Genomic DNA, 18,425 nt, shown 5'->3' with positions numbered 1-18,425 from the left:
TTCAGGGCGAGTTCAGGGGCTCGTTGCACCGTGGGACGGGGCGCTGCGGATCGTCGAAGAGGAGGGCCAGCGGCTCGGCCCACTCCGCTTCCTCGTCGCACTCACCTATGCGTTCACGCAGCCGGCGCAGCGCCTCGGGGAGCGCCATGGCGCGGCCGGTGCGGCGCAGCAGCTTGGCCGTGTGTTCGTGCAGGTCCACGCACTGCTGCCCGCAGCCGTACGTGTGCTGGACGCCGCGAGCCCACAGGGCGAGTCCGTAGCCCGCGCCGATCGCCTCCTCAAGGGCCTGCGTGCTTTCGGCCGCTGTCCGGCACAGCACGGGCACGGCGGGGCCGGGTGCCGACTCCAACGTGGTGCGCGTGTACGCGGGCGGGCTCAGCGGAAGGGCCTCCAGGCCGCCTTCGTCGAGGGCCCGCCAGCGCTCCCGCCAGGCTGTCGCGGTGCGGCCGCGGCTGTCGCCGAGGCACCGGAGCACGACCTGCCGGTGCACACCGAGGGGACGCTCGGCGGGGTGCAGGCGGTAGCTGCGGACGGCGGCCTGGGGCCGCCAGAAGTCGACGTCCATGTCGAAGTGCTCGACGGGCAGGGCGATTTCCAGCCGGGCTCGCCGGTGGTGGGAGTCGAGCAGCTGGAACGCCTTGCCCAAGGGCGCTCGCAGCTCGTCCTGCAGCGCGGTCAGCGGTACGCCTTCCAGGCCGTCCGACTCGGCCCAGGAGCGGGCCGTCGCGGATCCGCCGGGCCAGATCCAGACCCGCCAGTGGAACCGGTCGGCGGGGTGGAAGGCGTCGGGCTCCAGGACGACGGTCACCACGGGGTTGCGCCCGTCGTCGCTCTTGGGCTGTGGCGCGGGCGGCGCCGCACGCGCCGACGTCCGGCCGGCCGACAGCTTGTCCTTGAGCAGCCCCCGCTCGCCGTCCGGGAGTGCCTCCACGCGTTCGCGCAGCCACTCCTCCAGGTCGGTGACGGACCCCGCACAGTCCCGGGCGCACCACTGGGCGACGAGGGTCAGATAGTGCAGAAAGGCGATGTCGGCCCGCTCACTGCGGTCGTACAGCCAGCCGTGGCCGTCGCGCCAGTCCCGCGGCGGTGGCGCGCCCCGCCAGTGCGGCTCCATGTCGAGGACGACCTTGATGAGCCGTCGCAGGGTGTCCGTTCCGTCGGGCAGCGGCAGGTCGGCCAGGAGAGCGCAGGCGGTGGCGCCGTCGGACGGCCTCCACACGCGCGCGTGCGGCGCGGCCAGCCGCTCCTGTGCGGCGATCCAGCAGGTGCGGCGGGTCACCCGGTCCCGGTGGCGGCGGTGGTGCCACTGGTCGTGTGCGCGGATGAGGGCGTGGTACGGGTCGGGGCCCAGGTCGCCCTCGCCGTCCAGGGCGATCGCTTCGCGGAAGCCGCGCAGGGCGGTGGCGGCGACGGCGAGCCCGCCGTCCTGGCCCCGGCGGCGCGCCTTGACGACTCCGGCCACCACCCCGTGCAGCCGGTCCAGGACGGGGCCGCCGGAGGTGCCGTGCGGTATCTCGCTCTGCGGGCCCAGGGTGACGCCGTACTCACCGTCGGTGCCGTTCACCAGGCAGCGGCCGCTCCATGTCTCGGGGCCGCCCGAGCGCAGGCGCCAGCCGAACGCGGTGATCTCGTGCGGCCGGTCGTAGCGATCGCTGAGCCGTACGCACTCGTGTGGCACGTCGTCCAGCAGCCGGAGCAGGACGAGGTCCTGCTCGGGGTCCGTGCGGGAGCCCAGCCAGTAGGCGGGCCGGGCGCGGGCCGCTCCATGCTCGCCCGAGACCCGTAACGGTCCCGTCCGCTCGCCGTCCTCGCCGAGGAGCAGGACGTGGGCGCAGCTGAGCACCCAGCCGGGCGCGACGAAGAACCCACTGCCCCACAGCACGTCGGGGTCGCCGGCCGGTCCCAGGCGCACGGTGGCCTCACGCGTCAGGTCTTCCAGTTCGGACACGGTCAGGCTCCGCCGGCGCCGCCGCCTTCTCCACTCCCTGTGCCGTCCCCGGCCCGCTGTGTGGCACGTCCGTTCGCGTGCCAGGTCAGCGTCACCGAGATCGCCGCCTTTGCCTCGCCGTCCGTGAGGAGGGCCACGACCTTGCCGGGCTTGGCCGCGAGTTCGATGCCGAACGTGGCACTGATCTCGTCCGGTCCGGCGGCCCGGCCCGCCGCGAGGACCGCGCTGCCGACGCCCGTGACGAGCTCGTTCAGTCGCTGAACCCGGGCGGAGAGCTGATCGAGGGCACCGACGTCGTCGTAAGCGAATCCGTCCTGCTCGCCGGGAATCTCGTCGGCCTCGAGGATCCCGACCCTGGCGAGCACCGTCTCCCCGCCGGGCAGCTCGATCTCCTGGATCCTCCGCTCCATGGCTCCCCCGCACTCCGGGGCAACTCCCCTGCGCCCCTGATCGGTTGGCGCTTTCGTCGCGCCCGCGGACATTGTGCCCCGGCACGCGTGCGTGGCGTGCGGAAACAGAGCGGTACGCCCCAGGTCCCGGGCCCACATAACCTGAAGGAGTACGACCCATGGCCCCAGGCCCAGCCCCAGGAGAGCATCCGTGTACTTCACCGACCGAGGCATCGAAGAACTGGAGAAGCGGCGCGGCGAGGAGGAGATCACCTTCGAGTGGCTGGCCGAGCAGCTGCGCACGTTCGTCGACCTGAACCCGGACTTCGAGGTACCGGTGGAGCGGCTGGCGACGTGGCTGGCCCGCCTGGACGACGAGGACGACGACGTATAGCGAACCGGTCGGCCCCTGTCCGGCGTGAGGGGGGCCGCTCTCGGGACGTCCTTGGCGGACGCTTCCTGTCCGGGCGCCCTGCTGCGGGCGCCCTTCACGTCGGACGGCCCTCCCACCGCTCCGGGCTCCAGCGCGGGCGGCGCACACCGTCAGACACCGGATGCGGGGCACGCCATGCGGTGTCGCACGCGGGGCGCACCATCCGATGCCGCACGCGGGGCACACCATCCGATGTCGCACAGCGAGCCGCGAACCTCGCACCACTGTCGCGCCGCTGGCCGCGAGCCTCGCCCGCCCGTCGGACTCCGGGTCTGTCGAGCGGCGCGCCGCAGCACCTTGTACGGCTGACGACGGACGGCCCCTCCGGACGACGCACACGCCATGGCACCGCCGGTCCAGCGGACGAAGCGCGCGTCGGTGCAACTGGTCCAGCGGACGAAGCATGCGTCATGGCAGCCGATCCAACGGCCGGACGACCTTTCGTGGCACTGTCCGTCCCTCGACCGCAGCACGGTCATCGCACCGCCCGCCCAACAGCCGGCGCAGACGCTCCCACACCACCCGTCCAGCGCCCGGAGCGCGCGTCGTTGCAGCCGGTCCAGATGACGGACGACACTCCGCAGGACCCCTCGTCCATCGGCCACAGCGCACGTCACAACACCGCCCGCCCAACAGCCGACGCAAACCCCACCACACCACCCGTCCAGCAGCCACAGCACACGCCACACCACCCCCCACCCAACAGCCGACGCAGACGTCACCCCGCCGTCGGTCCAGCGGCCGCACCGCCTCGTACGCCAGCCCCAACGCGCCGTGCGCCAGCAGGACGGCGCCCGCGACGATCCAGCCTCCGCTGCGGCGCCGCAGTCCCCAGGCCGCGAGGGGCAGGCCGGCCGCCACCTGGGCGAGGGCCAGCGCGTGGGCCTTGGGGCCGCCTGCCCAGGGGAGCCAGGGGCCGAGGCGGCCGCCCTCGACGGCGTCGAGTTCCGCGCGGAAGGCGTCGCGCCAGCCCGACCACTCGATGCGGGCGTGCGGCTGGAGACGGGCGGCCTCGTGGAGGCGGTCGGCGCTGGCGCCGGGAGTGAGGCCGTCGGGCAGGGAGACGCCCGCGCGTGTGAGGACGGCGATGAGGCCACGCATGCGTGCCCGTGCGTCGGCCACCGAATCGGGGCGCGTCAGCTCGTCGAGGGCCTGCACGTCCAGGACCGGATCGAGGCCGAGCCGGCCGGCGAAGGTGCGCATGGCCTCGTCCTCGCCGACCGGGGTTCCGTTGGCGAGCCAGATGTAGCCGACGGGGCGGCGGAAGCCGGAGGCGAGGGTGTATCCGGCGCGGTCGGCGTCCCACCAGAGGGCGAGGACCGGCCAGGAGGTGCCGACGGCGAGGGCGGTGGCCCAGCCGGTGAGGACGCGGTCGACCGGTTCGCCGCCCTCCTGCCAGGGCCGGCCCTCGGGGACGAGCACGCTCCACTCCCCGCCGGCCGGCGCGAGCAGCATGGGCTCGCGCAGCAGCTGGGCGGCGGAGGCGACGGACTCGGGCTCCGCGCGGCAGAGCAGCAGGGCGCCCGGGGTGGGGCGGACCCGGCGGGCGGTCCTGGGCTCTTCCGTCGACATGGCACCACGCTAGGCCGGTTTGTCCACCTCACGTGATTTGTGATCACCAGAACGAGTGCCTTGACTTTCCGCGTCCGCGATATATCGTGAATTACGTAAGACGCGATATGGCGTGTCGCGTTCAGGTCCGGCCCGTGCGGCCGCGTCCGGTCGCCCAGGAGGTCCGCACATGTCCGAGTGGTCCGTAGCAGAGCCCAGGAAGCTCACCTTCGAGGAGCCGGTGAGCGAGCTCCAGGTGCGCATCGTCAATGGAACGGTGAACGTCGTGGGGACGGACGAAGGTTCCGCCCGCCTGGAGGTCTCCGAGATCGAGGGCCCACCCCTGGTGGTCACCCAACAGGGCGGCACACTGACGGTGGCGTACGAGGACCTGCCCTGGAAGGGCTTCCTCAAGTGGCTCGACCGCAAGGGCTGGCGGCGCAGCGCGGTGGTCTCCCTGGCGGTGCCGGCCGACACGCGCGTCGAAGTGGGCGTCGTCGGCGCCGGGGCGGTGGTCTCCGGGATCCAGGGCCCGTCGGTCGTCAAGGGCGTCACCGGCGACACGACCCTCGTCGGCCTGTCCGGCCCGGTCCGCGCCGACACCGTCTCGGGGAACCTGGAGGCGCAGGCCGTCACCGGCGACCTCCGCTTCAACTCCGTCTCCGGCGACCTCACGGTCGTCGAGGGCTCCGGCTCCGCCGTGAAGGCCGACTCGGTGAGCGGCTCCATGATCGTCGACCTCGACCCGGACGGCCCGACCGACGTGCGGCTGACCAGCGTCTCCGGCGAGATCGCGATCCGCCTGCCGGCCCCGGCGGACGCGGATGTCGAGGCCAACACCGCGAGCGGCACCATCTCCAACGCCTTCGAGGACCTCCGGGTCCACGGCCAATGGGGCGCCCACAAGGTCACCGGCCGCCTGGGCGCCGGCACCGGCAAGCTCCGGGCGACGACGGTCTCCGGCTCGATCGCCCTGCTACGCCGCCCGCCCAAGGAGGACGAGCCGTGGGAGGCGGAGGCCTGGGAGGACCCGGAGCCCCCTGCGGACCCGACGGCCGCCCCGGTGAGCGGCACGCAGAACAACTCGGGGGACAATTCCGTCTCCGGCCAGGGCGATCAGCCGACCGACGCCCCGCCCCACGCCCCGGCCGACGGCACGACCGACAAGAAGGTGCTCTGACATGCCCCCCGTCTTCGCCCATGGCCGCCTCCGCCTCTACCTGCTGAAGCTGCTGGACGAGGCCCCGCGCCACGGCTACGAGGTGATCCGCCTCCTCGAAGAGCGCTTCCAGGGTCTTTACGCACCGTCGGCCGGCACCGTCTACCCCCGCCTGGCCAAGCTGGAGGCCGAGGGCCTGGTCACGCACACCACCGAGGGCGGCCGCAAGGTGTACGCCATCACGGACGCCGGCCGCGCGGAACTGGCCGACCGCAGCGGCGAGCTGGCCGACCTGGAGCTGGAGATCAGGGAGTCGGTCGCCGAACTCGCCGCCGAGATCCGGGCCGATGTGCGCGGCGCGGCGGGCGACCTGCGGCGCGAGATGCGCGCAGCGGCGTCGGAGGCCCGCCAGGGGAACGGAGCCAAGGCGGACTCCCCCTTCGGCGACTTCTCGGACTACACCGACAAGGAGGCGTGGCGCGCCGCCAAGGAGGAGATGCGCCGCGCCAAGCAGGAGTGGAAGGAACAGGCCCGCCGCGCCAAGGACGAGAGCCGCCGCGCCCGTGAGGAGGCCCAGCGCGCCCGGCGCCAGGCCAAGGAGGCACAGGACCGCGCCCGGGCCCAGGCCCAGGAGGAGGTCCAGCGCATCGCCCGCCGGGTCCAGGAACACGTGCAGGACCACTTCGTGCGCGGCGACTGGCCGACGGGCGTCCGGGAGGGCCTGACGGAACTGGCCAAGGAGTTCGGCGACTTCGGCAAGGACTACGGGAAGGAGTTCGGCCGGGACTTCGGCTTCGGCCGCCAGGGCACCGGGGCCGCCAGGCCGGCGCGGCAGCACCCCGAGTACTCCGAGACGCCGGAGGACTTCCCCGCCGACTATGAACCCGCCTGGGCCCACGAGGCCCCCACCGGCGACCCGGCCCGCGACCTGGACCGCCTGCTCGACCGCTTCCGCGACGACATCCGCGACGCGGCGAGGGACCATGGCGTGACAGCGGACCAACTCCGCGACGCCCGCCGCCACTTGTCGACGGCGGCGGCGCACATCGGAGCACTTCTGCGCACACCGAAGCCCTGACACCGGCCCCTGGGCAGCACGGCAACCACCCCGGCCGACGGCCCAGGGCCCTCACCGGCACCCCGGCGACACCCGACACCCGGCACCCGCCACCCGCCACCCGCCACCCGCCACCCGCCACCCGCCCCACGGGCGCACCCCCGCCCCCATCCGTCAACCTGCCTTGGCCTCACCGGCTCCTCCCCCGCCGTACAGCACCCGCGTCACGGACTCGTAGGTCACTCCGTGATCGGCGAGAACCTCGGCGGCCACGCCGGGACGGCTGGTGAGGGCGAGGAGGATGTGTTCATCACCGATGTGCCGGTCCCGGCGGGCGACGGCGACACGCAGCGATCGCTCCAGCACGTCCTTGGCACCCCGGCTGAACGACCGTCGCCCGGACCACCACCCCTTGTCCTGGACGTCACCGGACAACGCCCCGGCCCCGTGCACTTCCTCCACCCGGGCGACGATCTCCCCCAGATCGATCCCCAGCCCGGCCAGCGCCTCGGCCTCGGCCTGCGACAACCCGCCCCGCCGCCGAGCCTCACCCAACGCCCCCCGCACCGACTCCACCCACTCACCGCCACCGAGCGCGGCAAGCGCGAACGAGGCCCGACTCCCCTCTCGCTCCAGCAGGGCAAGCAGCAGGTGCTCGGCGTCGACGGTCTGCGCCCCGCCCCTCTCGGCCTGCTCGACCGCCCCCGTCACCACGGCCCGGGCATCCTTCGTGAACCGCTCGAACATCAACGCCTCCCGTACTTCTTGTGCACGGCCTGCCTGCTGACCCCGAGTTCCGCGGCGATCTCCTGCCACGACCACCCCTGATTACGCGCGCTGCGCACCTGCACGGCTTCCAACTGCTCCAGCAGCCGGCGCAGCGCCGCGACGGCCCGCAGTCCGATCCGTGGATCGCGATCCCCCGCCCGCTCGGCGAGATCTGTTGCTTCGGTCATGATGTCAACGTAAGTTGACATACCGGCCCCCGTCAACCCCAGTTGACAAACGGAACGGCGGGCCCAGGGCAAAGCCCCGAACCCGCCGCAGGTAGCGCCGGCAGAACCGTCAGTTGGTGAGCACGATCTTCCCGAACTGCTCCCCCGACTCCATCCGCTCGAAGCCCTCCCGGGCCCGGTCCAGGGGAAGCACCTCGTCGATCACGGGCCGCACCCCGGTGGCGGCACAGAAGGAGAGCAGATCCTCCAGCTCGTCCTTGGTCCCCATGGTGGACCCCACCACCTTCAGCTCCAGGAAGAAGATCCGCGTGAGCTCGGCGTGCGAGGGCCGGTCACCACTGGTGGCACCGGAAATGACCAGCGTGCCGCCCGGCTTGAGCGACTTGACGGAGTGCGACCAGGTGGCGGCACCGACGGTCTCGATCACGGCATCGACCCGCTGCGGCAGCCGAGCCCCCGACTCCACGGCCTCCACCGCCCCCAGCTCCAGGGCACGCTTGCGCTTGGCCTCGTCCCGGCTGGTGGCGAAGACGCGCAGCCCCGCGGCCTTCCCCAGCACGATGGCAGCGGTGGCGACACCGCCCCCGGCCCCCTGTACGAGCACGGAGTCGCCGGGCCGCACGCCCGCGTTCGTGAACAGCATCCGATAGGCCGTCAGCCATGCGGTCGGCAGACAGGCGGCCTCCTCGAAGGAGAGCTCCTTGGGCTTGGGCAGGATGTTCCAGGTCGGTACGGCGACCTGCTCCGCGAACGTGCCCTGATACCGCTCGGTGAGGATGGAACGAGGCTCTTTCGGCCCCACCCCGTGCCCACTCTGTCCGATCACGGAATGCAGGACGACCTCGTTGCCGTCCTCGTCGACGCCGGCGGCGTCGCACCCGAGGATCATCGGCAACTTGTCCTCTGCGAGACCCACGCCCCGCAGTGACCAGAGGTCGTGATGGTTGAGGGAGGCGGCCTTGACCTTGACGGCGCTCCAGCCGGGACGGACCTCAGGAGCCGGCCGCTCCCCCAACTCCAGTCCGGAAAGCGGCTGGTCGCGGTCGATTCGGGCGGCATAGACAGCGAACATGACCTTGACGATAGGCGCCCCCACCGACCGACGGAACCGCAGCGCTCTGTGAGACACGCCCTCTTGCCAAGGCGCCCAGCGGCACGACTGCCCGCAGCCTGGTGGGCACGCGGGCCGTGCGCCACGCGCCCCCACCGGAGCCGAACCCACCCAAACAGCCCAACCGGCCCAAAGAAAATGACCCCGCCCAACCACCGGACGGGGTCACTCGACCGACACTCATCTCAGCGCCGGGCAACACCCTCGGCCCGTGCCGCGGCCGCAACCGCCGCCGTGACCGCCGGAGCCACCCGCTCGTCGAAGGGCGACGGGATGACATAGTCCGCGGCGAGGTCGTCGCCCACCACGCCCGCCAGCGCCTCCGCCGCCGCGATCTTCATCCCCTCGGTGATCCGGGAGGCCCGCACCTGCAGCGCACCGGCGAAGATGCCCGGGAACGCCAGCACGTTGTTGATCTGGTTCGGGAAGTCGGACCGCCCGGTCGCCACGACCGCCGCGTACTTGTGCGCGACATCGGGGTGCACCTCGGGGTTCGGGTTGGCCATGGCGAAGACGAACGCGCCCTTGGCCATGGAAGCCACCGCCGACTCCGCGACCGTACCGCCGGAAACGCCGATGAACACGTCCGCACCCTCCAGAGCCGCCTCCAGCGACCCGGTGATGCCGGCCTTGTTGGTGAACCCGGCGAGCTCGCGCTTGACCGGCGTCAGATCGTCCCGGTCGGCCGAGACGACGCCCTTGCGGTCCGCGACGGCCACGTCACCGATGCCGGCCTCGACCAGCATCTTGGCGATGGCGACACCGGCGGCGCCCGCGCCGGAGATGACGGCCCGCAGGTCCCCGATGGCCCGCCCGCTCAGCCGCGCGGCGTTCCGCAGGGCCGCCAGCGTCACGACCGCCGTGCCGTGCTGGTCGTCATGGAAGACCGGGATGTCGACCCGCTCCTGGAGCTTGCGCTCGATCTCGAAGCACCGCGGCGCCGAGATGTCCTCCAGGTTGACACCACCGAAGGACGGGGCGAGGCGCGCCACCGTCTCCACGATCTCGTCGACGTCCGTGCAGTCGAGCGCGATCGGAACCGCGTCCACGCCGCCGAACTGCTTGAACAGAATCGCCTTGCCTTCCATCACCGGAAGGGAGGCCTCGGGGCCGATGTCCCCGAGGCCGAGCACGGCCGTGCCGTCGGTGACCACGGCCACGACGGACGACTTCCACGTGTAGTCGTGGACGAGTGCCGGCTGCTCGGCGATCGCGGTGCACACCCGCGCGACGCCGGGCGTGTATGCGAGGGACAGGTCGTCCTTGTCGCGGACCGGCACGGTGGCCTGCACGGCCATCTTGCCGCCGCGGTGCAGCGCGAACGCCGGATCGAAGGAATCCAGGGGCTCGGCCCCGCCATCCTGATCCGTATTGCTGTCGCTGCGAGGATTGACGATCTCCGCTGCCACTTTGTTTTACCCCTTAAATCTTCATTGGTTGAGGGTGGCCACTCCTGGTGAGGGGTGGGCGGGACCGCGCATGCCCCGATCTGTTGATGCGTACGGGTCATGCGCGATGGGCGCGCCGCACACGCGCCCTGAGCCCCGGATGAGGGGTGTAAAGAACCTTCTTACCGGACGGACGGTACCGACGACGAGTCCAATATCTGCAAGATCACATGACGAGAAGGGAAACACGCACACGGACAACACGAATCGGACACGACCCGGCGACGGAAGCGCTGTGATTCGTGACGAAATAAGCGGACAATCGACGCCAGATACCATGAAAAGCCACTGACGGCAGCGAAACCGGCGCCCGACTGATCCAGATCCTGAGATATGCCGAAGATCTTCCGGCCGGAAGGGCGGATTCCCGGAGATGGTCCGGCCGTGATGTACCGACCTGAGGCGGTTCGGGGGTCACCCGTTATCCGATTTTGACATGACGGTCGCCCTGAATGGCTGAGTCCGAATGGCAAGATGCCGTAATCACACGAGGTCGCGACACTCGAAGGCGTGTGCTCTCGTCGACCTAGGAAACCAAGGCACCCACCGACCCCATCGGCGAGTGTCCGCCCCATCGGCAACTCCACCCATCCGCCGGAGGAACCCACCATGACCGCACGCTCCACCCGTCGTACGACCGCCGCACGCTCCCGGCTGGCAGCGGTCGGCTCGATCGCGGTCGCAGGCGCACTGATTCTCACCGGCTGCGGTGACCAGACGAACGACGGCGGCAGCGAGGGCACGAAGGAGACGGGCAAGTCCAGCACGGCCCCCCTCTTCGACAAGCTGCCCAAGAAGATCCAGGACGCGGGCGTCATCAAGGCCGGTACGAACGCCGAGTACGCCCCGATGGAGTTCCAGGAGGGCGGCAAGATCGTCGGCGTCGACCCCGACATCGCCGCCGCGCTCGGCAAGCAGCTGGGCGTGGAGTTCCAGTTCACCTCCGGCTCCTTCGACGGCCTCATCACCGCCCTGAACTCCGGCCGCTACGACGTCGCCATGTCCTCCATCACGGACACCAAGGCGCGCCAGGAGGGCCTGGACGACAAGGGCAAGAAGCTCGGTCCGGGTGTCGACTTCGTCGACTACTTCGTCGCGGGCACCGCCGTGTACGTCCAGAAGGGCAACCCGAAGAAGATCAACTCGATCGAGGACCTCTGCGGCCAGACGGCGGCCGTGCAGCGCGGCACGACGTACGAGAAGGCGCTGCAGACCCAGTCCAAGGCCTGCACGGACGGCGGCAAGAAGAAGATCAACATCGAGTCGTTCGAGAACGACACCGAGGCCCAGACCCGCGTGAAGTCGGGCGGCGCGGTCGCCGGCGTCAACGACTACCCGGTGGCCGTGGACCTGGCCCGCAAGGCCGGCGGCGGCAACGACTTCGAGGTCGTCGGCGAGCAGGTCGCCGCCGAGCCGTTCGGCATCGCGGTGAACAAGGACAACAAGGAGCTCACCGCGGCTCTCGAAGAGGCCGTCAACGCGATCATCGAGGACGGCACGTACAAGAAGATCCTCGAGAAGTGGGGCGCCGAGACGGGCGCCATCGACAAGGCCGCGATCAACGGCGGCAAGTGACCGTCCCGGGCAAGTACTGAAGGGCAGTCACAGTGACTGACAAGTTCGACAAGGAGCCGGCCGACGCCAACCCGTCGGCCGCCGTCTCCAAGGACGGTGGGGCCCTCCCGCCCGAGGCGATCAAGGCCATTCCGGTACGGCACTACGGCCGCTGGGTCAGCGGTGTCGTCGTGCTGGCCCTGGTGGCCCTGCTCGTCAACGCGTTCGCCACCGCCGAGAAGATCCAGTGGCACGCGGTCGGCGACTACGTGTTCGACGACACGGTTCTCAAGGGCGCCGGTCGCACCCTGCTGATCAGCGTCCTGGCGATGGTCATGGGCGTGGTCCTCGGCGTGATCCTGGCCGTGATGCGCCTGTCCAAGAACCCGGTGACGAGCTGGGTGGCCTGGGTCTACATCTGGTTCTTCCGCGGCACGCCGGTCTACGTCCAGCTGCTGCTGTGGTTCAACCTGGCGCTGATCTTCCCCATGCTGAATCTCGGCCCGATCTACAAGGACGAGATGGTCGACGTCATGACGCCGTTCATGGCCGCCCTGCTGGGCCTGGGCCTGAACGAGGCGGCGTACATGGCGGAGATCTGCCGCGCCGGTCTGATGGCTGTGGACGAGGGCCAGACCGAGGCCGCGCACGCGCTCGGCATGAGCCACGGCAAGACGCTGCGCCGCATCGTCATCCCGCAGGCCATGCGGGTGATCGTGCCGCCGACCGGCAACGAGTTCATCAACATGCTGAAGACCTCGTCGCTGGTGTACGCGGTGACGTACAACGAACTGCTGCGCGCCACCTCGACGATCGGCTCCACGTCGTACGCCGTGATGGAGATGCTGTTCGTGGCGTGCATCTGGTACCTGGTCATGACCAGCGTGTTCAGCGTGTTCCAGTACTACCTGGAGCGCCGTTACGCCCGTGGCTCGACCCGGAACCTGCCGCCGACGCCGTGGCAGAAGGTCAAGGCGAACATGCTCGGTCTGGGTCGTGAAAGGGGTGCTGGGGCATGACCGCCATGGTGAAGGCCGAGGGCGTCCACAAGTCCTTCGGCGCCGTGCAGGTCCTCAAGGGCATCGACCTGGAGGTGCAGACCGGCGAGGTGTTCTGCCTCATCGGCCCCTCCGGCTCCGGCAAGTCGACGTTCCTCAGGTGCATCAACCACCTGGAGAAGATCAACGCGGGTCGGCTCTACGTCGACGGCGACCTGGTCGGCTACCGCCAGAAGGGCGACAAGCTGTACGAGCTCAAGGACAGCGAGGTCGCACAGCAGCGGCGGGACATCGGCATGGTGTTCCAGCGGTTCAACCTGTTCCCGCACATGACGGCGCTGGAGAACGTCATGGAGGCGCCGATCCAGGTCAAGGGCACGAGCAAGACCCAGGCCAGGGAGCGCGCACGGGAGCTGCTCGACCGCGTCGGCCTGGCCGACAAGGCCGGGAACTACCCCTCGCAGCTGTCCGGCGGCCAGCAGCAGCGTGTGGCCATCGCCCGGGCGCTGGCGATGGACCCGAAGCTGATGCTCTTCGACGAGCCGACCTCGGCCCTCGACCCGGAGCTGGTCGGCGACGTCCTCGACGTCATGCGCGACCTCGCCGAGTCCGGCATGACGATGGTCGTCGTCACGCACGAGATGGGCTTCGCCCGTGAGGTCGGCGACAGCCTGGTCTTCATGGACGGCGGCGTGGTCGTCGAGTCCGGCGACCCGCGCGAGGTCCTGACCAACCCGCAGCACGAGCGGACGCAGGCGTTCCTGTCCAAGGTGCTCTGACGGTACGACGCTGAAGGGGCGGTACGAGATTCTCGTACCGCCCCTTCGCCTTGCTCCCGCTGGGCCGTGTCCGCAAAGTCCCGTCGTCCGCCCGGAGGGCGGGCCCCGCGGCGTCTGGTGCGTGCTCTCGGCGTGCCGGGCGGAAGCCCTCGTACTGGGCTGGGCGTCGAGCCGTGGTCCCGGGGACAGGTTGCCCTCGAAACCGCTGCCGGCCGTGATCATGACTCGGCGCGCCGACAGGGGACACCTCTCGGGACGCAGCGGAGGCGGTACGAATTTCTCGTACCGCCTCCTCGTCACCGTATGCCCGTCGGCCTACTTCAACGCGAGCAACAGCGTGTCCGAGGGCGAGCACCACACCGGTCGCGCCTCCCCGAACCCCTTCTCGCGCAGCACGCGCGCGTGCCACGCGGCGGACGGCATGTCGCCGTCGGCGTGCTCGCCGTAGATCTCGAAGCGGCGGGCCGTCGGCCCGGCGAGGACCGGGTCCTTGGCGGCGAGCTGCCACCACTCGGACCAGTCGAGGACACCGTGCGCCTTGGCCTGATCCATGCGGGCGTGGCGCCGATCGCGCTCGGCCGCGTTGATCCGGGGCGTCGACTCGTCGATCATGTGGTCCGCGTTCATGAACACACCGCCGTCGCGGACGAGCTCCGCGACCTGACCGTAGAGGGCCGCGAGGGGTTCACGGTGCAGCCAGTGCAGGGCCGTGGCGGTCAGGACGGCGTCGTACGAGTCGTACGGCAGCCGGGCCGGCCAGTCCGGGTCCTTGAGGTCGGCGGTGACGAAGGCGACCCGCTCGTCGCCCGCGAAGGTGCCCTCGGCGATGGCCAGGAGCGCGGGGTCGAGGTCGACGCCGGTGCTGGTGGCCTCGGGGAACCGCGCGAGCAGCCGGGCCGTGATACTTGCCGTGCCGCACGCGAGATCGAGCACGCGCGGGGCGGGGCCGACGAGGGCCTCCACCATGTCGAGCATGATCCGGAAGCGTTCCTCGCGGTCGGGCATGTACCACTCCTGCTGCCGGTCCCAGCTCTCCTGCCAGGCAGGCCAGTCGGCCGTCGTCGTGGTGGTGGTCGTGTCCGTCATCGAGCCCCTCCATCGCGCACGTCACGTAATACCCTGGAAGCACAATCGGCTGTTACCCGACCGCACGACGACGATAGAACGCCTCTGTAAGGACTACAAGTGGAACTGGCCTATTACTCGGATTACGCCGTACGACTCGTCAACAGCGAGGACCCGGCCCGGGGCAAGGACGCGCTGACCTCCGTCGAGGCCGTTCGCGACCTGTTCGGCGTCAGCCAGGAGGCGGCCCGCCGCGCCACCGACGCCGACGTCACCCGCTTCCGCTCGGTCCGGGCGCGGCTGAGGTCGGTCTTCGATGCGGCGGACAAGGGCGACGAGACACTCGCCGTGAACCTGCTGAACTCCCTGCTCCTGGAGTTCCCGGTGAGCCCGCAGATCTCCGGCCACGACTTCCGGGACGACGACGGCCGCCCCCTGTGGCACATGCACCTGGCGGACCACCCGTCGAACGCGACCGCGGGCTACGCGGCGATCGCGGCGATGGGCCTGGCCTTCCACCTGACGGAGTACGGCGTGGACCGGCTGGGCCTGTGCGAGGCGGCCCCGTGCCGCAACGCCTACCTGGACACGTCCACCAACCGCTCCCGGCGCTACTGCTCGGACCGCTGTGCCACCCGCGCCAACGTCGCCGCCTACCGCGCCCGCAAACGCCTGGAGGCCGACCGGTCCGCGAAGACGGGCCGTACCGCCGACAGCGCCCAGCGCGCCAGCGCGAACGGCGAGCGCTGATCCGGCTTGCGGGGCCGGTAGCGCAGCCGGACCTTGCCCAGGATCAGCTCATCGGGCACGACCCCGTAGTCGGTGCTGTCGCCCCCGGCGTAGGCGTTGTCCCCGAGCACCCACCAGCCGCCCTCGCGCCGCTCCGCGGCACGCTTGACGACGAGCAGGTCCTGCTGGAAGGGATGACGCAGGATGACGACGTCGCCGGCCCTGATGCGGCCGCGGTGCAGCACCACGAGCAGATCGCCGTGGTACAGCGTGGGCACCATCGACGGCCCGGTCACCTCGGCCCACCCGAAGGGCCGGTCCGCCCGCCCGCGCTCGGTCTCCTGCGACAACTCCGGCATCCCCGGCACCTCCCCGGTACGGTCCTCCACCAGTCTCAGTCTGACCCTGGACTTTTGTCCTAAGCCCATGGGGGCACTCGCGAAAACCCGTCTTGCAGGGAGTAATGTCCCACCTGAGAAGACGATCACGAGGAAGGAATGCTCCATGCTTTCCCGCCTGTTTGCCCCCAAGGTCAAGGTCAGCGCGCACTGCGACCTGCCCTGCGGTGTGTACGACCCGGCCCAGGCCCGCATCGAGGCGGAGTCGGTGAAGGCCGTCCAGGAGAAGATGGCCGCCAACGACGACCCGCACTTCCAGGCGCGTGCCACCGTCATCAAGGAGCAGCGTGCCGAGCTCGCGAAGCACCACGTCTCGGTGCTCTGGAGCGACTACTTCAAGCCCCCGCACTTCGAGAAGTACCCCGAGCTGCACCAGCTGGTCAACGACGCCCTGAAGGCCCTCTCGGCCGCCAAGGCGTCCACCGACCCGGCCACCGGTCAGAAGGCTCTGGACTACATCGCCCAGATCGACAAGATCTTCTGGGAGACCAAGAAGGCCTGATCTCTGGATCGCGCCCTCTGACCTGCAATCTCCTTGCTTGCAGCGTCTCCCTGTCCGCACCCGGCCCGCAGGCCGCCGAACACGGCGTCTTGACGGCCGGGTGCGGTTTTTCTTCGCCCTTCCTCGATCGGTGAACTGGCCCGCCGTACCGGGCTGTCGGTGAAGACGGTCCGCTTCCCCTCGACGGCCATCTGCACATACGGCAGCGCCGAGATACTGCCCGGCGCCGAGTACCGACGTCACCTCCTGCTGCGCTACAGCATCATCTGACGCAAGCCGCAGAAGCGATGAAGGGGATGAAGCGGAGGAATCCGACGGCTCGACGGACTCAAGGTTCCCCGCATCCCCGGTGATTGTGTTCACGCGGCGAAAAGTGGCTGCACATCGGCCCGTTCCCGTAGGTTCTGGCATGTCCACCCCTTCGCCTGACGTGCGGGGCGGGTGCCTCTCGGGGGAAGTTGAGCACGCTCTGATCCCGTCTCGGCCGCTCGGGCCGAGGCGCTCTTCGGCATGCTCCGCGGCAGCGGGCAGGTGGCGGACCACTTCGGGGCCACATCGCCCGGCGGCATCTCCCCCGCCGTACTGGATGCCGATTCCCGGGAGAATCCCCTGCGCCGCCGTCTGCCCCTGTGGCCGATCCCCATGCTCTGGACCCTGGCCCTCGGCCTGTGGGGGCTGTCCCGGCAGGACAGCGTGTGGCGGGACGAGGCCGCGACCTGGCAGGTGGCCCGGCGGCCCGTCGCCGACATCTGGCACATGCTGGGGCACGTCGACGCCGTGCACGGGCTCTATTACCTGCTGATGCACGGGCTGTTCGAGTGGTTCGGGGCCTGTACCACCACCCTGCGGCTGCCCTCCGTGCTGGCCATGGCCGTCGCGGCGGCCTGTGTGACGGTCATCGGCCGGCGGCTGGCCGGAGGTTGGGCGGGCCTGGCGGGAGGGCTGGCGTTCGGGCTGCTTCCGGCCGTGCAGTTCCATCTGCAGGAGGGGCGCCCGTACGCGCTGGTCGCGGCAGGCGCCGGGGTGTCCACCCTGTTGCTGGTCACCGTCCTTCAGGGCCGCGGCCGGGCGGCGCACTGGGCCGCGTACGGGGGCACGGTCGCGGTGTGCGGGCTGCTGAACTGGCTGTCGCTGCTGATCCTGCCCGCGCATCTGACGACCCTCCTCTGGACGCGGGCCGGACGCGGGACATGGACACGCTGGGCGGCGGCCGCGACGGGCGCCGTCGCCGCTGTGCTGCCGTTGGTCCTGTTCAGCCGTAGCCAGGCCGACCAGGTCTCCTGGATCCCGCCGCTGACCTGGCACATGCTGATCGGCCCGGCGGTCCTGCTCACGATCGGCTCTCTCGCGGCCCTGCTGGACCGGCCGCGGGCGGGACGGCTGTCGGTCGCGGCCGTCGGGCTGCCGCTGCTGGCGGTGCCTCAGATCGGCCTGCTCGGCCTCTGTCTGGTCCGGCCCCTGTTCCTGGACCGCTACGTCCTGTTCGGCATGCTCGGGCTGGCGCTGCTGATCGGCACGGCGCTGGGCACGGCCGTACGCACGACCGGGCAGCGGTTCCCGAGAGCGGCGCCCTGGCTGGTGCCGGTCGTGGTCGCCGTGGCGATGCTGGCGCTGTTGCCGCAGTCGCTGGCCAAGCGGTCTCCGGCCAGCCGGGTGGACGACGTCCTGGCGGTGGCGTCGGACGTACGGCGGTTGAAGGAGACCGGGGACGCGGTGGTCTTCGTGCCGGCCGCCCGGCGCGACACCGCGCTGGTCTCCCCCGGTCACTTCGCCGGCCTGCGGGACATCGCGCTGGCCGAGAGCCCGGTGGCGTCGGGGACGTTGAAGGGCGAGGAGGCGGATCCGGCCCGGATACGGTCCGCGATGCTGGCACAGCGGCGGATACTGCTGGTCACCGACGCGCCCGACGTGGCCCGGCCGCCGTCGAACGAGCGGGACCGGGTGAAGACCGCCGTACTGAAGGAGCACTTCACGGTGGTGGCGGACGAACAGGTGCGCGGGCGGCGGGTGACGGTGTACGAGCGGCTCTGAGCGAACGGCTCCGAGCGCTACGTGAAGAGCCGGGCTCGGCGCTCGCCGGGCCAGGCCCCTCAGCCGTCCGTACGCAACCCCCGTCAGTGGAACTGCGGCACGATCAGGTAGATCCCGTACGCCACCACCGCCGCGCAGGCGAGGAAGCACAGCCCGGCCTGGGCGACGCCGAGGGCGGACGTGCCGCCGCCCTCCTCGCGTGCCCCTTCGTAGCGGGCCAGGCCCAGCACGCCGAAGGCGAAGACGGTGACCACGGCCACCGTGACCGCCAGGCTCACCGCGGTGACCTGGCCGAGTGCGGTCCAGTCGAGATGCAT

18 protein-coding genes and 1 pseudogene are annotated in these 18,425 nt (G+C 70.8%); 9 read left to right on the top strand and 10 right to left on the bottom strand.

What is annotated here, in order from left to right; all coding sequences use genetic code 11:
* Position 1 precedes the first annotated feature (1 nt).
* Both ACIBU0_RS11125 and ACIBU0_RS11120 read right to left on the bottom strand, forming a co-directional pair.
* A complete protein-coding gene (locus ACIBU0_RS11125; RefSeq protein ID WP_398815041.1) occupies positions 2-1,948 on the bottom strand; it encodes a trypsin-like peptidase domain-containing protein in 1,947 nt (648 codons plus the stop codon).
* Between the two features lie 2 nt (positions 1,949-1,950).
* Positions 1,951-2,358 (bottom strand): CU044_2847 family protein, encoded by a 408-nt coding sequence (locus tag ACIBU0_RS11120; protein ID WP_398815038.1) that lies wholly within the window; start codon positions 2,356-2,358, stop codon positions 1,951-1,953.
* 190 nt (positions 2,359-2,548) lie between these two features.
* Between ACIBU0_RS11120 and ACIBU0_RS11115 the strand changes: the two genes are divergently transcribed.
* A complete protein-coding gene (locus ACIBU0_RS11115; protein ID WP_003997970.1) occupies positions 2,549-2,731 on the top strand; it encodes a DUF6104 family protein in 183 nt (60 codons plus the stop codon).
* Positions 2,732-3,502: 771 nt separating this feature from the next.
* Here ACIBU0_RS11115 and ACIBU0_RS11110 read toward each other — a convergent pair.
* A pseudogene (locus ACIBU0_RS11110) lies at positions 3,503-4,342 on the bottom strand (hypothetical protein); the annotation flags it as partial.
* 169 nt (positions 4,343-4,511) lie between these two features.
* Between ACIBU0_RS11110 and ACIBU0_RS11105 the strand changes: the two are divergent.
* Both ACIBU0_RS11105 and ACIBU0_RS11100 read left to right on the top strand, forming a co-directional pair.
* Entirely contained in the window at positions 4,512-5,501 is a 990-nt protein-coding gene (locus tag ACIBU0_RS11105) for a DUF4097 family beta strand repeat-containing protein (RefSeq protein WP_398815036.1), read from the top strand.
* Position 5,502: 1 nt separating this feature from the next.
* On the top strand, positions 5,503-6,558 hold the full coding sequence (locus tag ACIBU0_RS11100; protein ID WP_398815033.1) for a helix-turn-helix transcriptional regulator: 1,056 nt from the start codon (positions 5,503-5,505) through the stop codon (positions 6,556-6,558).
* 153 nt (positions 6,559-6,711) lie between these two features.
* Here the strand turns inward: ACIBU0_RS11100 and ACIBU0_RS11095 are convergent, their stop codons facing one another.
* The 4 genes from ACIBU0_RS11095 to ACIBU0_RS11080 all read right to left on the bottom strand — a co-directional run bounded on the left by ACIBU0_RS11095 (position 6,712) and on the right by ACIBU0_RS11080 (position 10,013).
* Positions 6,712-7,284 (bottom strand): Clp protease N-terminal domain-containing protein, encoded by a 573-nt coding sequence (locus tag ACIBU0_RS11095; RefSeq protein ID WP_398815030.1) that lies wholly within the window; start codon positions 7,282-7,284, stop codon positions 6,712-6,714.
* Entirely contained in the window at positions 7,284-7,493 is a 210-nt protein-coding gene (locus tag ACIBU0_RS11090) for a helix-turn-helix domain-containing protein (RefSeq protein ID WP_030952466.1), read from the bottom strand. Before ACIBU0_RS11090 ends, ACIBU0_RS11095 begins: the two co-directional genes overlap by 1 nt.
* Positions 7,494-7,602: 109 nt before the next feature.
* Positions 7,603-8,565, bottom strand: a complete 963-nt coding sequence (locus ACIBU0_RS11085) for a zinc-binding dehydrogenase (RefSeq protein ID WP_398815026.1) — start codon at positions 8,563-8,565, stop codon at positions 7,603-7,605.
* Positions 8,566-8,789: 224 nt separating this feature from the next.
* Positions 8,790-10,013 (bottom strand): NADP-dependent malic enzyme, encoded by a 1,224-nt coding sequence (locus ACIBU0_RS11080; protein ID WP_398815023.1) that lies wholly within the window; start codon positions 10,011-10,013, stop codon positions 8,790-8,792.
* 648 nt (positions 10,014-10,661) lie between these two features.
* Here ACIBU0_RS11080 and ACIBU0_RS11075 point away from each other — a divergent pair.
* From ACIBU0_RS11075 to ACIBU0_RS11065, 3 genes are read left to right on the top strand one after another with little or no spacing between them, the layout of a single operon-like run.
* Positions 10,662-11,627 carry an ABC transporter substrate-binding protein gene (locus ACIBU0_RS11075; protein WP_398815021.1) on the top strand — a complete coding sequence of 322 codons (966 nt, stop codon included), beginning with the start codon at positions 10,662-10,664 and terminating at the stop codon, positions 11,625-11,627.
* Between the two features lie 32 nt (positions 11,628-11,659).
* On the top strand, positions 11,660-12,625 hold the full coding sequence (locus ACIBU0_RS11070) for an amino acid ABC transporter permease (protein WP_398815019.1): 966 nt from the start codon (positions 11,660-11,662) through the stop codon (positions 12,623-12,625).
* Complete coding sequence (locus ACIBU0_RS11065) at positions 12,622-13,383, top strand: amino acid ABC transporter ATP-binding protein (RefSeq protein ID WP_398815016.1); 762 nt, start codon at positions 12,622-12,624, stop codon at positions 13,381-13,383. The genes ACIBU0_RS11070 and ACIBU0_RS11065 overlap by 4 nt, the downstream gene beginning before the upstream one ends.
* A 315-nt stretch (positions 13,384-13,698) precedes the next feature.
* On the opposite strand, the gene ACIBU0_RS11060 is transcribed toward ACIBU0_RS11065, so the two are convergent.
* On the bottom strand, positions 13,699-14,469 hold the full coding sequence (locus tag ACIBU0_RS11060) for a class I SAM-dependent methyltransferase (protein WP_398815014.1): 771 nt from the start codon (positions 14,467-14,469) through the stop codon (positions 13,699-13,701).
* A gap of 99 nt (positions 14,470-14,568) precedes the next feature.
* Here ACIBU0_RS11060 and ACIBU0_RS11055 point away from each other — a divergent pair, with 99 nt between their 5' ends.
* Positions 14,569-15,198 (top strand): CGNR zinc finger domain-containing protein, encoded by a 630-nt coding sequence (locus ACIBU0_RS11055; RefSeq protein ID WP_398815011.1) that lies wholly within the window; start codon positions 14,569-14,571, stop codon positions 15,196-15,198.
* Here the strand turns inward: ACIBU0_RS11055 and sodX are convergent.
* Positions 15,102-15,536, bottom strand: a complete 435-nt coding sequence (sodX, locus tag ACIBU0_RS11050; RefSeq protein WP_398815561.1) for a nickel-type superoxide dismutase maturation protease — start codon at positions 15,534-15,536, stop codon at positions 15,102-15,104. The two genes, ACIBU0_RS11055 and sodX, sit on opposite strands and share 97 nt — an antisense overlap.
* A 145-nt stretch (positions 15,537-15,681) precedes the next feature.
* Between sodX and sodN the strand changes: the two genes are divergently transcribed.
* Positions 15,682-16,077: a superoxide dismutase, Ni gene (gene sodN, locus ACIBU0_RS11045; RefSeq protein WP_020123534.1), complete on the top strand. Its 396-nt coding sequence runs from the start codon at positions 15,682-15,684 to the stop codon at positions 16,075-16,077.
* A 642-nt stretch (positions 16,078-16,719) separates the two neighbouring features.
* On the top strand, positions 16,720-18,108 hold the full coding sequence (locus tag ACIBU0_RS11040; protein ID WP_398815558.1) for a hypothetical protein: 1,389 nt from the start codon (positions 16,720-16,722) through the stop codon (positions 18,106-18,108).
* Between the two features lie 83 nt (positions 18,109-18,191).
* Here ACIBU0_RS11040 and ACIBU0_RS11035 read toward each other — a convergent pair whose 3' ends face one another.
* Positions 18,192-18,425, bottom strand: coding sequence for a hypothetical protein (locus tag ACIBU0_RS11035; protein ID WP_398815008.1), 234 nt, complete (start codon positions 18,423-18,425; stop codon positions 18,192-18,194).

Source organism: Streptomyces sp. NPDC049627, assembly GCF_044465645.1.
GTDB lineage: Bacteria > Actinomycetota > Actinomycetes > Streptomycetales > Streptomycetaceae > Streptomyces.
The sequence above is the reverse complement of the archived record's forward strand: the minus strand, read 5'-3'. Positions and strand labels throughout refer to the sequence as shown.

Bases quoted from the DNA above. Each gene is read 5' to 3' on its own strand.
- ACIBU0_RS11105 (WP_398815036.1), top strand. From the start codon at position 4,512: ATGTCCGAGTGGTCCGTAGCAGAGCCCAGGAAGCTCACCTTCGAGGAG.
- ACIBU0_RS11065 (WP_398815016.1), top strand. From the start codon at position 12,622: ATGACCGCCATGGTGAAGGCCGAGGGCGTCCACAAGTCCTTCGGCGCC.
- ACIBU0_RS11100 (WP_398815033.1), top strand. From the start codon at position 5,503: ATGCCCCCCGTCTTCGCCCATGGCCGCCTCCGCCTCTACCTGCTGAAG.
- ACIBU0_RS11095 (WP_398815030.1), bottom strand. From the start codon at position 7,284: ATGTTCGAGCGGTTCACGAAGGATGCCCGGGCCGTGGTGACGGGGGCG.
- ACIBU0_RS11085 (WP_398815026.1), bottom strand. From the start codon at position 8,565: ATGTTCGCTGTCTATGCCGCCCGAATCGACCGCGACCAGCCGCTTTCC.
- ACIBU0_RS11075 (WP_398815021.1), top strand. From the start codon at position 10,662: ATGACCGCACGCTCCACCCGTCGTACGACCGCCGCACGCTCCCGGCTG.
- ACIBU0_RS11040 (WP_398815558.1), top strand. From the start codon at position 16,720: ATGCTCTGGACCCTGGCCCTCGGCCTGTGGGGGCTGTCCCGGCAGGAC.
- ACIBU0_RS11090 (WP_030952466.1), bottom strand. From the start codon at position 7,493: ATGACCGAAGCAACAGATCTCGCCGAGCGGGCGGGGGATCGCGATCCA.
- sodN (WP_020123534.1), top strand. From the start codon at position 15,682: ATGCTTTCCCGCCTGTTTGCCCCCAAGGTCAAGGTCAGCGCGCACTGC.
- sodX (WP_398815561.1), bottom strand. From the start codon at position 15,536: ATGCCGGAGTTGTCGCAGGAGACCGAGCGCGGGCGGGCGGACCGGCCC.
- ACIBU0_RS11060 (WP_398815014.1), bottom strand. From the start codon at position 14,469: ATGACGGACACGACCACCACCACGACGACGGCCGACTGGCCTGCCTGG.
- ACIBU0_RS11035 (WP_398815008.1), bottom strand. From the start codon at position 18,425: ATGCATCTCGACTGGACCGCACTCGGCCAGGTCACCGCGGTGAGCCTG.
- ACIBU0_RS11120 (WP_398815038.1), bottom strand. From the start codon at position 2,358: ATGGAGCGGAGGATCCAGGAGATCGAGCTGCCCGGCGGGGAGACGGTG.